The organism is Paenibacillus sp. LBL (assembly GCF_029893715.1).
Lineage (GTDB): Bacteria > Bacillota > Bacilli > Paenibacillales > Paenibacillaceae > Paenibacillus_AQ > Paenibacillus_AQ glucanolyticus.
In genome coordinates this window covers 324190-337741 of sequence record NZ_JARXYU010000005.1, presented here as the reverse complement: position 1 = coordinate 337741, position 13552 = coordinate 324190, and the positions used below count along the sequence as shown (strand labels likewise).

11 protein-coding genes are annotated in these 13552 nt (G+C 49.3%); 8 read left to right on the top strand and 3 right to left on the bottom strand.

Annotated elements, in window-relative coordinates; translation table 11 throughout:
• Nucleotides 1-286 precede the first annotated feature (286 nt).
• On the top strand, nucleotides 287-1774 hold the full coding sequence (locus M2277_RS14860; RefSeq protein ID WP_006209707.1) for a glutamate synthase subunit beta: 1488 nt from the start codon (nucleotides 287-289) through the stop codon (nucleotides 1772-1774).
• Nucleotides 1775-1890: 116 nt separating this feature from the next.
• Nucleotides 1891-4176, top strand: a complete 2286-nt coding sequence (locus M2277_RS14855) for a type IA DNA topoisomerase (RefSeq protein ID WP_063455999.1) — start codon at nucleotides 1891-1893, stop codon at nucleotides 4174-4176.
• Between the two features lie 75 nt (nucleotides 4177-4251).
• Here the strand turns inward: M2277_RS14855 and M2277_RS14850 are convergent, their stop codons facing one another.
• Together M2277_RS14850 and M2277_RS14845 are read right to left on the bottom strand one after the other, a co-directional pair.
• Complete coding sequence (locus M2277_RS14850; RefSeq protein WP_006209709.1) at nucleotides 4252-4989, bottom strand: HAD family hydrolase; 738 nt, start codon at nucleotides 4987-4989, stop codon at nucleotides 4252-4254.
• A gap of 16 nt (nucleotides 4990-5005) precedes the next feature.
• A complete protein-coding gene (locus M2277_RS14845; RefSeq protein WP_006209712.1) occupies nucleotides 5006-5923 on the bottom strand; it encodes an ArsR/SmtB family transcription factor in 918 nt (305 codons plus the stop codon).
• A 130-nt stretch (nucleotides 5924-6053) separates the two neighbouring features.
• Between M2277_RS14845 and M2277_RS14840 the strand changes: the two genes are divergently transcribed.
• The 6 genes from M2277_RS14840 (at nucleotide 6054) to M2277_RS14815 (ending at nucleotide 12160) form a co-directional block, all read left to right on the top strand.
• The gene (locus M2277_RS14840; RefSeq protein ID WP_280755053.1) at nucleotides 6054-7235 is read left to right on the top strand and encodes an MFS transporter; all 1182 of its coding nucleotides are present in this window, start codon (nucleotides 6054-6056) and stop codon (nucleotides 7233-7235) included.
• 83 nt (nucleotides 7236-7318) lie between these two features.
• Nucleotides 7319-8038 (top strand): phosphonate ABC transporter ATP-binding protein, encoded by a 720-nt coding sequence (locus M2277_RS14835; RefSeq protein ID WP_280755052.1) that lies wholly within the window; start codon nucleotides 7319-7321, stop codon nucleotides 8036-8038.
• Nucleotides 8039-8180: 142 nt separating this feature from the next.
• Nucleotides 8181-9425, top strand: a complete 1245-nt coding sequence (locus tag M2277_RS14830) for a VCBS repeat-containing protein (RefSeq protein WP_006209716.1) — start codon at nucleotides 8181-8183, stop codon at nucleotides 9423-9425.
• A 3-nt stretch (nucleotides 9426-9428) separates the two neighbouring features.
• Nucleotides 9429-10127 (top strand): response regulator transcription factor, encoded by a 699-nt coding sequence (locus M2277_RS14825; protein WP_036638069.1) that lies wholly within the window; start codon nucleotides 9429-9431, stop codon nucleotides 10125-10127.
• Nucleotides 10124-11578, top strand: a complete 1455-nt coding sequence (locus M2277_RS14820; protein ID WP_006209718.1) for a sensor histidine kinase — start codon at nucleotides 10124-10126, stop codon at nucleotides 11576-11578. Before M2277_RS14825 ends, M2277_RS14820 begins: the two co-directional genes overlap by 4 nt.
• A 51-nt stretch (nucleotides 11579-11629) precedes the next feature.
• Complete coding sequence (locus M2277_RS14815) at nucleotides 11630-12160, top strand: GNAT family N-acetyltransferase (protein WP_006209719.1); 531 nt, start codon at nucleotides 11630-11632, stop codon at nucleotides 12158-12160.
• A gap of 168 nt (nucleotides 12161-12328) precedes the next feature.
• On the opposite strand, the gene M2277_RS14810 is transcribed toward M2277_RS14815, so the two are convergent.
• Nucleotides 12329-13543, bottom strand: coding sequence for a glucose-1-phosphate adenylyltransferase (locus M2277_RS14810; protein ID WP_148247562.1), 1215 nt, complete (start codon nucleotides 13541-13543; stop codon nucleotides 12329-12331).
• Nucleotides 13544-13552: the final 9 nt, after the last annotated feature.

Below are 13552 nucleotides of genomic sequence, written 5' to 3'. Positions count from 1 at the left end.
GAACCCTGGGATAGTAGGATAATACAAATGATCATGCATATAGTCCATTTAACAGGCGAAAAGCGAAATGCTACTATATTTCTAATGTTTATACACATTGCTGCTTAAATAGCCGCAAATAGTAGGGTTTTGGTACTGATAAAAATTTTTTTAGTTTAAATAAGAAAAAATAAATCAGGCTGAATGCTGTTTCTGTGGTTATCTGACGATAGATGTCGGATGATTTATGATATGATAAATTGTACATGGTAATCAGCATGGATAGAACGGATGGGGGTAAAGCAGTATGTCTACACCAACAGGATTTATGGAGTTTCAGCGCCAGCTACCGGTAGACCGGAGCCCGGCAGAACGAGTAAAAGACTGGGAAGAGTTTCATAAACATTTAGAAGAAGAAGAGCTCCAGACCCAGGGAGCACGCTGCATGGACTGCGGTACACCATACTGTCATACAGGGATCGATATGATCGGCGGCACATCCGGCTGCCCGATCCACAATCTGATTCCGGAATGGAACAATCTTGTTTATCGAGGCTTGTGGAGAGAGGCTCTCGAGCGTCTTCACAAAACAAATAACTTTCCTGAATTTACAGGACGCGTATGTCCTGCACCTTGCGAAGGTTCGTGTACAGTAGGCTTGATCGGGGAGCCGGTAACGATTAAATCCATTGAGCAAGAGATTATCGACAAGGGCTTTGAAGAAGGCTGGGTTGTCCCTGAGCCGCCTGAGAAGCGCACGGGACGCCGCGTTGCCGTTGTTGGTTCTGGTCCAGCGGGGCTGGCAGCAGCTGCCCAACTGAACAAAGCGGGCCACTCAGTGACTGTGTATGAGCGTGCAGACCGCATCGGCGGTTTGTTAACTTACGGAATTCCATCCATGAAGCTGGATAAGGGCGTTGTTCAGCGCCGCGTGGATCTGCTTGCGGCTGAAGGTGTGGAGTTCGTGGTCAATACCGAGATTGGCAAGGACATTGCGGCCAAGCAGCTTATGGAGGATTATGATGCTGTCGTACTGTGTGGCGGTGCAACAAAGCCGCGTGAATTCAACATTGAGGGCAGCGACCTTAAGGGCATCCATTACGCGATGGATTATCTGAATGGGACCATCAAGAGCCTGCTCGATTCAGGCCTTGAAGACGGTAACTACTTGTCGGCCAAAGACAAGGATGTCATCGTGATTGGCGGCGGTGACACTGGTTCTGACTGCGTCGCAACTGCTTTGCGTCATGGCTGCAGCAGTGTAACCCAGTTCGGTACGCATAAAAAAGCTCCGCTTCAGCGCGATCCGATTGCGAACCCGTGGCCGCAATTTCCGAATGTGTATACACTCGATTATGCTCATGAGGAAGCCAAAGCGTTGTTTGGCAGCGATCCACGCGAATTTTCCATTATGACCACGAAATTTGTTGGTGATGAAGAAGGCAATCTGAAAGAACTTCACACTGTGCAGATCGAGCGTATCGTGGATGAAACCGGACGAAAAGTATATCAACCGATTCCGGGCACGGAAAAGGCTTTCCCGGCACAAATGGCGTTCATTGCTATCGGGTTCGACGGACCGGAGCAGACGCTTGTAGAACAGCTGGGACTTGAAACGGATCGCCGTTCCAACGTGAAAGCCCCTTATGGCAAATATACAACCAATGTGGACAAAGTATTTGCTGCCGGCGATATGCGCCGCGGACAAAGCCTGGTCGTATGGGCGATCAATGAAGGCCGTGAAGTCGCACGCGAGGTAGACAAATATTTGATGGGTGCTACGGTTCTGGTTTAAACCCTCTCCTAAATATGCTATCATAAATAGTAGTTAAAGGGACTTCGCGAGAGCGAAGTCCTTTTTGGAGTTAGCCACTGCGCACGGGGCAACTCGGTCGGGGAGGAGAATGTCATTTGAAAACGTTGGTCATTGCCGAAAAGCCGGATATGGGACGGAACATTGCTGCGGTAATCGAGCCGCGAGCGAAGAATAACCGTACATATCTTGAAGGAGAGCAGTATATCATAACTTGGGCTATCGGACATCTGGTAGGGCTTGCTGAGCCGGATGCATATGATCCGAAGTATAAACGCTGGAATTTACGGGATCTGCCGATCATTCCGGAGCAGTTCAAAATCATCCCGAATCCGAAAACCAAGGACCAATTGAAGGTCATTGGCGAGGTAGCCAAGCGCTGCAGCCATATCGTAAATGCTTGTGATGCGGGACGGGAAGGACAGTATATTTTCGCCTTGATCCAGCAGCAATTAAAGCTCAGACAACCCGTAAAAAGATTATGGATATCGGATTTAACAGCGGAGAGCATTGCCAAAGGTTTTGCGGAGCTGAAGGACGGGGTGGAATTCGAGTATTTGACCCAAGCCGCACGCGCACGCAGTGAAGCGGATTGGCTGATCGGCATGAATGCGTCACGCGCCTTTACAACGCGTCATCAGACATTACTGTCCGTAGGGCGGGTGCAGACGCCGGTTCTTGCTCTTATCTATGATCGGCAGAAGGAGATTGAAGCCTTCGAATCGCAAACCTTTTACGATGTGTTGGCGGTGTTTAAGCAAGAGAAGCTGGAGTATACCGGGACATGGCAGGGAGAACGGTTGACCTCCCAGGAGAAAGCGGACACGATCGCTGCCAAGGTGAACGGTAAGAACGGTGTCATTGCGAAATATGAAGTGAAGGAAACCAAGGAATATCCATTCAAATTGTATGATTTGACACTTCTCCAGCGCGATGCCAATGCCAAGTACGGATACTCTGCCAAAAAAACGCTGGATCTTGCACAAGCGCTATATGAACGCCATAAGGTGATCTCGTACCCGCGTACCAACTCCAACTATGTCAATGAACAGAACATTGAAGGGATGCACAAGGCGCTTCATATGTTAAAATCGACCCCCTATGCCTCCATGGCGGAAGGGGCCGAGCCGAGCCGTGTTAATATCAACAACAAAGCCGTATGCAATCCGCAGCGGGTAGAGGATCACCATGCCATCCTCCCGACATTGAAGCGTCCGGGCACGCTGAGCAAGGAGGAGCAGCATATTTATGATCTGGTCATCATCCGTTTTCTGTCGCATTTTTACCCACCGGCGAAGTACAAGCAGCATACGGTGCTTACCGAGGTTGAGGGAGAGACGTTTAAGACCGGAATTAAGGAGCTGCTGTCCCTCGGCTGGAAGGTGCTGATAACCCGGGATAAAGAGCAGAAGAAGGCCAAGCCTTCCTCTAAGAAGGGAAAAGAGGACGAGGAAGAGGAGACCCAGGAGTGGAACGATCGCTCATTCGACCTGGTTCCCGATCATCCCGTTCACTGTAAAAAGTCCGAAGTGAAAGAAAAGGCGACCCAGCCGCCGAAGAGTTACACGGAAGGGACTTTGCTGAAGGCGATGGAAAGCGCCGGAAAGTCCATTGAGGATGAAGCACTTCGGGATGCCATGAAGGACAGCGGGCTTGGAACGCCGGCAACCCGGGCAGCAACGATCGAGCGTTTGAAAAAGGTTGGATATATTACGATGCAGGGCAAGAAAATCACCGTAACCCAAAAAGGAAGAACGGCGGTTGAGCTGATCCGGCATGCAGGTGTAGAATTGCTGGCTTCACCCGAGATGACAGGCCAATGGGAGCGGCGTCTAAACCAAATATCCAAGGGTGAGGCTTCGGCAGACGTGTTCATGCAAAATGTGCAGAAGTTTACCATTTCCATCATAAACAAGGTATCCTCGCAGCGTCCTGCACCTTCGTCCTTATTCGGTGGAGATGAGGACAAGGCGAAGGGCAGAGGGAAGCGGAGCACGGGGAAAGCGGATGCCGCGGCTCGCGCCCGCGAAGAGCGTCCCGCGAAGAGTGCTCCCAAATCTAAGACAGCAACCGATGCGTCGTCCGTGCGATCACCGTTAGGGCGCTGTCCTAGACCCGGGTGTGACGGGCAGATTATTGAAGGACGCAAGGGTTATGGCTGCGCGAACTTCAAGACCGGCTGCAGTTATGTGATCTGGAAGGAATTTGCGGGCAAGAATGTTACGCATGCGATGCTGAAATCCTTGCTGCTTCAAGGCAAAACCCAGGTATTATCTTTTAAAAATGATGATGGCAGCACGTATAAGGGCAGGATTGTGCTGGCTGCCGACGGTAATGGAAAGCTATCCGTACAGGCAGAGGATACAAGCGCGTCCGTGAAGTAAGGGTTGTCATGTAGAGTAAAGCAAAAAACCGGGCCAATTCAGGATGCTGTCCTGAGCGGCTCGGTTTTATTTGGTTTAATTTAAATGCTCCTGAATGACTTCAGGCACCTCGGTTAAGGCGGAAACGGTGTACAGCACATTATGGGGTTCTTGTTTCAGCTCCACCAGATTATACTGCCACTCTCGCTGCTGCTTGATATAAATGCTATTAATACCAGCCGTTAGAGCCGGCACCACATCCGTGCGAAGCGAGTTGCCGATCATCCACGTGTCGGAGCGGTCGAATGTTCCCAGGCTCAGGATTTCTTCCAGGGCCGTAATATTTTTATGCTGACGGATATAGATACGATCATTAAAATACTCCGCTAGTTTCATTTGTTCGATTTTACGTGTCTGAATTTTGGATTCTCCACCGGTGTACAGGTACAATTGATGTCCTTCATCCCGAAGCTCCTCCAATGTCTCAATCATGCCGGGATAAGCCTCAATTTCCTGATCATACACACTTAGACCTAATTTGAAGAGCAGCTCCTCTTCTTTTGGAGATCTTCCTCTTCCGTGAACCTTGCTAAAATAATGATACGTAGCGATCAGGGATTTGGGGAAGTTAACGCTTGCGAATCCCATCTTATCCACGCCGGCTACGTCGATTTCCATCTGTTTGGTACGGATATCCTGAGTAGTTACACCATACTGCTGGAACCATTCGGTCATCCACTCGAAATAATCACCCAGGATCAGATCGAAATATTTGTTGCAGTGAATCAAGGTGTCATCCATGTCGAAAATAATATGCTGTGATGTTTGGCTCATGGTACGCTCCTTCTTGCTATGAAAGTCGAATGTAGGTCTCCAGGAACATCTGCAGTTCGGATGCTCCATCCGGTCGCAGGCTGAATCTTTCGTTATTTTCGGATTTCAGATGGGAGCGCAGCAAACCTGCCGCCCTCAATATCATTAAATGATGCATCAGATCTTCATAAGGCTGCCCCAGTTCAGTTGCCATTTCGGATACGGCCTTCGGCTCGTCCGCAATATATCGCAGGAGACGGAGACGTTCCGGATCCGCAAGCGCCTCTGTCATGCGCAGGAGCACAACGGGGGGTTCATCTTCCTCTTCCTCCGGGATATCGATCGGATATTGGAGCAGGAGTACATTTTCATAGAAGCAATAGGTATTGATCGGGCGAAAATGAGTTCCGGGGAACAAGACCACATGTTCCTGCCGCACATCGTCCAGGATAACGCCGCTTGAGGCGTATTCGATCAGGTTCTCGTCGTCCATTTTGGGAAGAAGCATCCGTTTTTCCTCGGCATCTTCCTCCAGCAAATGATACAAATCCCGTTCCACATTGGAAAAATAATGCTCATACCAGAGTTTCATGAGTGGTGTGTAGTCTGCTCGGATTCTAGAGATTTCATCCAGTGACAGGGACGGCAAATGCGGCTGCAGCAGACCATGGAGTTCTTCCACAGGGGATGATTCAATCCATTCAAGAAAATCCGGAATCTCCTCATGTTCTCCCCTAAGCATGATCAGGGCATATAATACGTCATAATCGGCCAGCGGCCATAAACGGGCTCCACTGAACTGGACGCGCACCTGCTGAGGCAAACGTTCGTCCATCTCGGTAATAAGCTGCTTTCCGATATCCAGGTTATCGGTCCATTTTCTTGTTGCATATATCATGAAGCTGCCCAGCAGCTCGTACACCATGGATACATCAATACTAACTTTGTACTTCATTACACAGATACCCTCCCAATTGATGGCATTGTTCTTATTATGGCTTGTATCGATTGGGCTTGTCCACTATAATGTTCATCTGACTGTTTAAATTCATCGTTTTTTCACATTAGAGGAGGACTATATTGCAGTGGCAGAAGTTGTAAACCCCCGTCAAGGGAGAACTCATTATTTTATATTAATTGCCGTCGTGGTTGCGGCGGGCTTAAGCCAAGGACTGTTACTGCCGGTACTGGCTATATTTTTGGAACGGATGGGCATCTCCTCATCCATGAACGGATTGAATGCAGCCGCACTATACGTTGGATCCTTTGCGATGACGCTGGTGGCCGAGAGGGTTCTCGGGTGGGTCGGCTTCAAAAAGTTGATTGTGTCCGGGCTCGTTCTGGTCATGCTGTCGCTTGTCGCATTTCCATTAATACCGAGTGTGGCCGTCTGGTTTGTGCTCCGGGTGCTTGTCGGCATTGGCGACAGTGCCCTTCATTATGCCGCACAGCTCTGGGTGCTCATGATGTCAACGCCTAAAAACCGGGGGCGGAGCATATCCTTCTACGGCATGTCGTACGGACTGGGATTTAGTATTGGGCCGCTGGGCATTCCTCTATTAAAATATGGCGAAGCGGTACCGTTTCTGATCCTGGCGGTACTGTTCTTGTTCATTCTGTTGGTTGTGCTCTTTAAGCTCCCGAATCTGAAGCCGGAAAAAAGCGAAAACGGGGAACAGCAGCCTGGAGGCCGGTATCTCAAAAGCTACCGCTTGGCCTGGTTTGCATTAATCCCTGCTTTTTTGTACGGGTACATGAAAGCGGGGATTAACAGCAACTTCCCTGTATATGGATTAAGAAGCGGATTCACTTTAGGCGAGATCTCGGCCCTGCTGCCTTTTGTCGGGATCGGCGGACTCCTGCTGCAGCTTCCACTCGGAATATGGAGCGACAAATTCGGACGGAAACGGGTGCTGACCATCGCCGGGATCGTGGGCGGGTGCTGTTTCTTGCTCATACCGGTGGCAGGAACGAATTTCTGGGCAATATTAGTATTGTTAACTCTGGCGGGAGGATTGGTCGGATCGTTCTTCTCGCTTGGGCTGGCTTATGCTGCCGATATACTTCCTCGAGTGCTGCTGCCGGCAGCAAACGTGGTGGCTTCCTTTCACTTTAATGCGGGCAGCATAGCAGGTCCTAATGCCGGCGGGGCGATTATGGAAACCGGATGGAACGGAGGCATATTTGTTCTGCTCGGAGGCTTGTATATTTTGTTTGCGTGTACGGGTTTATGGTTTAAAGTCAAATCTGTATCTCCACAGAAATAGAAACATGTGTTCTCATGGCAATTGCTTTCGCTTTCTTCTAAACTAGAGAGTAGGAATATGCACTTGACGGGAGAGACGATAACATGATTAAAGTGGATCGCCTGAAGAAAACGATGGGCCCTGACCGCACACCGGTGTTAAAGGATATTACTTTTCAGATGGAACACGGGGAAATGATCGGTCTGATCGGTGCAAGCGGAAGCGGAAAAAGTCTGATGATGAGCTGCCTCTCCATGCAGCAAAAATGGGATGGCGGCAAGTTAACCATCGATGGCGAAGATATGATGAATCCTGCTGGAAAACGGAGGATTCGCCGGGAATGGGCTTATCTTGAGCAGAACCCGGCCTTAAATGTAAATCGTACCGCACTTAAGAACGTATTGATCGGGCAATCCAGCCAAACGCCGATGTGGCGAATGGTTACGGGGATGGTTCGATCTGATGATTATATGGGGGCCATGGATACAATCGAGCATCTTGGTTTATTGGACAAGGCTAAGCGCAAGGCAGGCGAGCTCAGCGGCGGCGAGAAGCAGCGAATTGCCATTGCACGGGCACTGGTCCACGGGGCCAAGGTTATATTGGCCGACGAACCGGTGACGGGGCTCGATCCGGCCTCGGCCGAACACGTGTTGAAGACCCTTAAAACATTGTGTGAAGAAGAACGTTTAACGGTATTTACCGTTATCCCCCTGGAGCTTGCCGAGAAATATTGCACCCGCATCATGGGTCTTGCGGGCGGGCAGCTTGCAGTGGATGTAACCGGGAGACGTTTAACGCATGGTGAGAAGTCAAGACTGTAATTATCGTTTGCCCTTATATCTGGGTGAATGTATAGAAATGAGTTGATACTTATTGAAATACAGAGTGATGCAAGCCCTCTTATCGGGCTTGTTACTATTGATCATAAGCGGCTGCACGTTCATTCAGGACCCAGTCTCCTTAATGAAGAAACCGGATTTGCCGACGGATAAAGCGACACTGAATGGTGCCATCCAGTCTGCACTTCAGAAGCTTAAGCTGGACAACGGAGCCATTATCCGGCCGCGAAGTGACGTGGACAGCAGTTCGATCCGAATCCATGACCTGGACAATGATGGCATTCTGGAAGCGGTTGTCTTCTATCAGACGCCGGATGAAGAAGTTAAGATCCATGGCATGATCATGCAGCAGCAGGGTGATACATGGGTGAAGAAGCTGGATTTTGACGGGGAAGGGACGGTTCTGGAATCGTTTGATTTCGTTGATTTCACGAATGACGGCAAGGTTGATATCGTAGCTGGTTTCTCCCGCGGCGAAGAGAATCTCCAAAACTTGCTGACCGTGTATTCATTCTCCGGGGATTCGCTGGAAAAAGTGCCTGCCTTGCCGTACACGCACTTTAATATTGGTGATATGAATGGTGACAAGGTCAAGGATATCACGGTTGTCTATCTCCAGCAGAAGGAGTTATCGTATATCAGCACCTATCAGTATGATAAGTTTGAAGATGCCTTTGTAGAGCTTAACAAGCTGGATCTTGGGCCAAATATTGAAAGTTATTACAATGTTGTCGCAGGTAAAGTGGCCAAAAACAAAGAAGGTATCATCCTGGACGCTTCCGTTGTATCCAACTCCTCGTATTCCAAAATCATCATTATGGAAGATAGCAAGTTTATTGACGTGCTTCAGGACGAACTGCTTACCTACAAGGAACTGCCTGTAGAGAGCGAAGACGTGAATGATGACGGGATTTTGGAGTTTGGTGTTCTTACGAGACCAAGCGGCTGGGAGGATCGGCTTATCGTGGATGAGATCCCGTTCTTTACCACCTACTTCCAGTGGGACGGGGAAATTCGCGAGAGCGGCGAACGGGAAGGCCTGCAATTTGTACTTCAAAGATACTATGACATGGATAATCGCTTTTATCTGGACTTTCCGCCGGACATGTATCAGAAGATCACCATCACACCGGAATCCAACAAAAATGCTTATTTGAATTTTGTCTTGACGGACACGGGCGAATCGGTCGCTGAGATTAAATTCTTCACGATGGCCCAGTGGGGCAAAGCAGAATCTGATTGGGAGATTTTGGTGAAAGAGAAGAACCGCGTGATCGCTTACCGGAGTCACGGAGATTTGAAGCTGAGTAAAAAAGATAAAAAGCCAAGCAGCAATAATGTGGCTCCTATCGAAAGAAAGGGGAACTAGACCTTGAGTAAAGTGCTTATATTAGAAGATGAAGAATCAATCCGCAGTTTTATTGTAATCAATCTCAAACGAAACGGCTTTGACGTTCTGGAGACAGGAGACGGCAATGAAGCCCTTCGTATGCTGCAAACGACGCCAGATATCGATATCGCCTTGCTCGATGTGATGGTTCCGGGAATTGACGGTTTTGAAGTGTGCCGCAGGATTCGGGAAACGAACGAGCGAATCGGCATTATTTTCCTGACAGCGAAAGTCCAGGAGCAGGATAAGGTATATGCTCTTTCAGTCGGAGCCGATGATCATGTCAGCAAACCGTTTAGTCCGACAGAGTTAATTGCGCGGCTGCAATCTCTCCTCCGACGGGTGAATGTTCAGCGAGCGGGAACCGCTAAGGTATCCTTTCAATCAGGTCCATTCACGCTGGATCTGATCTCCAAGCAGTTTAAGAAGAACGGGCAGCCAGTGGAGCTGACGCCGACCGAATTCTCGCTGGTGCAGTTCTTCCTGGAGAAAGAAAACACGCCGCTTAGCCGTGATGTACTGCTGGATCATGTATGGGGCAAAGAATATATGGGTGATCCCAAAATCGTGGACGTGAACATTCGGAGACTGCGCCAAAAAATCGAAGGCAATCCTTCCGAGCCGGAATACCTCCAGACGGTATGGGGTCATGGCTATAAATGGAAGGGTCAGGGACAATGATCATCAAAAAAGGCATTCGGCGGCAAATCGTGCTTCACTACTTTCTCGTAGTGTTCATTGCGTTGCTGCTGATTGAGGTTATTTTTCTTATCGCAGTACGAACGTATTATTACGATACGGTATACAACCATATGACAAACCATATTCACACCGCCAACGAATTTTATCAGCCCTTTCGATTGACCTCGGCGGATAATGTTAATCAGTTGAGCGAGATGCTCCGTCATTTTGAATTGTATAATACGGAGCTTCAAATATTGAATCCTGCGGGGCAAGTCCTCACCACCTCGACCGGTTTCGATTTGGAGCAGACGATCAAAACCAGTGATGTCACTCAAGCGCTTGCCGGCAATACGAGCCGCTGGATCGGCAAGCAGCAGGGTACCGGTCAGATCGTCATGGCCGTATCCCAAACGGTTTCGAACGGTTTTGAGAACACCTATGTGCTTCGTTACGTGACATCGCTTGAGTACATTAACGATAAACTGATGAAAATGACGCTGTTTGCGATCAGCATCGGAGCGGCCGTGCTTGCCATTGTCCTGGCATTCAGCATTGGGCTGGCTAACTCCATTGTGAAGCCGCTCAACAATATCACAACGGTATCCGCCCAGATGGCCAAGGGCAAGTTTAACGTGCGGATCAAGGGCGATTATAAATATGAGCTTGGCGAGTTATCCTCCACCTTGAACTATATGGCTCAGGAGATTGTGCGAAGCAATCAGGTAAAGGATGATTTTATCTCATCGATATCGCATGAGCTGCGCACACCGCTCACCAGCATCAAGGGCTGGAGCGAAACGCTTGACTCCGGCGGTTACGATCCTGAAGAAACAAAAATCGGAATGCAGATTATCACCAAGGAAACCGATCGGTTGATTGGCCTCGTAGAGGAGTTGCTCGACTTCTCGAAGCTGCAGCAAAATGAAATGAAACTTGTGAAGGGGATCGTGAACTTACGCGAGCTTCTGCAGGAGATCATGCTCAATCTGTGGACCAAAGCCGAGAAGAAGGGCATCCAGATCAAATTGGTGTCCGACGAAAAACCGATCATCTACGGGGATGCCAACCGCTTAAAACAGGTGTTTCTCAATATCGTGGACAATGCGGTCAAGTTCTCGCATGAGAACGGTGCGATCAATTTATCCTTCACCATAGAGGAAAAATTCGTAATTGTCACCGTCAAGGATCATGGTATTGGCATATCGGATGAGCATCTTAGACGGGTCAAAGACCGATTCTTCCAGGTAAACCCATTGAATGGCGGAACAGGACTTGGACTCGCCATAACCCAGCAGCTCATAGAGCTTCATGGGGGAGCGATGGAGATGGAGAGTGAGCTTGGACAAGGAACCTCCGTGATCGTCAAACTTCCGCTGCCGGAAGGGAAAATTCCCATGGCTGGTGGTTTGGAGAACGGCGAGGACGATCTGGCCGGACCGAGCGCTTAAGCTTTGCCGGGTGACCGGCAAAGCTTTTTTTAGAAGGGAGCGTGCAGGAGAGTGGGATATAAGGCGTTAGCAACGTTTTCAACCGGGAGGGGTCGCTTTGAGCTGGGACTCGCAGAGGAAGAGAATGCAGGGGAGATGCTGCTTCTGCTCAAGGAGGCAGCCGAAGTGATGGAGCAGGAAGGACGGAGGCAGTGGAGCCCATCGCTCTTTTCCCTGGAATTGATGCAGCAGTACTTGGCAGAGCGAGAGGTGTTTATTCTGTGGCATGAAGGGGAAGCTGCTGGCATGTTCACCCTTCAGTACGGAGATGCTGCGTATTGGGGTGATCGGGACGATCCGGGTTTCGGGTATCTGCATCGGCTAACCGTACGCTCCTCCTACCGGGGACTTGAGCTCGGAGCGAAGATGATCTCGTTTGCGGAGGCGTATTTGTTATCAAAGGGCAGACGGGGCTTCCGACTGGATTGCGTTTCGCATCTGCCTACACTGAATCAATTTTATCAGCGTCAGGGATTTCAATTCGTGGCCGAGCAGGATATGGGCGGTCGGTTCGTGAATTTATATGAGAAGACTTTTGGTTAATCTCAACCAGCTAACTATATAAAATCTGTAAGTCGCACGCGCTTAAGAAAAAGTCAGCAGGGCAACATACATGAGAAAAAGCGATCCGTCTTACGGGATCGCTTTTTTTATAAAGGAGGAAGGGGGAGATTATCACTGCTGACCCCATTTCCATGGTATGAGGGAAGGCTAGGATGAAGAAACGTTGGCACGCATACGACCTTTTTCATACACATCCTGAAGCAGACGGGACGGCTGGGTACGTACGGTTGGTTTCGGTAGCACCGTCTCATACGGTCCCACCACAACCACGTTGCCGGGAGCGCCTTTTACAACGGCTCCATCCTTGATGATGGCTCCTTCGCCGATGATGGCATGCTCAACATGGACTCCTTTGCCAATCTTGGCATTGGGCATCACCACGCTGTCCTTCACGATGGAATATTTACCGATCTCTGCACCGCAGAATACAACAGAGCTCTTGGCTTTTCCTTCAAAGGTGCATTGGTCGTGAATGAGGCAATCCGTATGCTCCGCATTACGGGTACGAGCTGCGGTAAGTTTGGTTTTCCAAGCACGGGTGTACATCGGCCAATCGGCTCTCTCAAGCACAAGCTCATTTTGGCTGAGCACATCCATATGTGCCTCCCATAAGCTCTCTACGGTGCCAACGTCACGCCAGTAGCCTTGGAAACGGAACGCCAGCAATGGCTCCTCTCCGGACAGCATTTTAGGGATCACATCCTTCCCGAAGTCATGGCTGGAGTTCGGGTCGGCTGCGTCCTCCATTAGATGCTGCTTCAGGTAGTCCCATCGGAACAAATAAATGCCCATGGATGCAAGATTGCTTTCCGGTTTTGCCGGTTTTTCAGCAAATTCAATGATATTCAGGTTATCGTCAACACTCATAACACCAAAACGGCTGGCGTCTTCCCAAGGAACTTCCATGACAGAAATTGTCGCAGGTGCACCTTGTTTCATATGAGCATCGAGCATTTCCCGATAATCCATCTGATAAATGTGGTCACCAGACAGTATGAGCACATGCTCCGGATTTTGTTCATCGATGTAAGGAATGTTTTTATAAATGGCATCTGCTGTTCCTAAGTAGCCTTCTTGATCTATGTTGTTTGACGGAAGCAGCGCAATACCTTCGTGTTCTGTATGTGTTAGTCCCCAGGGTTCACCTTCGCCGATATGTTCGTGTAATGATTCTGCCTCGTATTGTGTAAGTACTCCAACGGTATCGATTCCAGAGTTCACACAATTGCTGAGAGGAAAATCGATTATACGGTAGTGTCCGCCGAATGGAACAGCGGGTTTTGCCAGCTTGGACGTAAGGGGGGCTAATCTTTTACCCTCTCCTCCGGCCAGAAGCATAGCAATACAGTCTTTTCTCTTCATCACGTTTCC

Coding starts and splice junctions, on each gene's coding strand:
- M2277_RS14860 (WP_006209707.1), top strand. CDS start 287: ATGTCTACACCAACAGGATTTATGGAGTTTCAGCGCCAGCTACCGGTA.
- M2277_RS14850 (WP_006209709.1), bottom strand. CDS start 4,989: ATGAGCCAAACATCACAGCATATTATTTTCGACATGGATGACACCTTG.
- M2277_RS14845 (WP_006209712.1), bottom strand. CDS start 5,923: ATGAAGTACAAAGTTAGTATTGATGTATCCATGGTGTACGAGCTGCTG.
- M2277_RS14835 (WP_280755052.1), top strand. CDS start 7,319: ATGATTAAAGTGGATCGCCTGAAGAAAACGATGGGCCCTGACCGCACA.
- M2277_RS14830 (WP_006209716.1), top strand. CDS start 8,181: ATGAAGAAACCGGATTTGCCGACGGATAAAGCGACACTGAATGGTGCC.
- M2277_RS14820 (WP_006209718.1), top strand. CDS start 10,124: ATGATCATCAAAAAAGGCATTCGGCGGCAAATCGTGCTTCACTACTTT.
- M2277_RS14810 (WP_148247562.1), bottom strand. CDS start 13,543: ATGAAGAGAAAAGACTGTATTGCTATGCTTCTGGCCGGAGGAGAGGGT.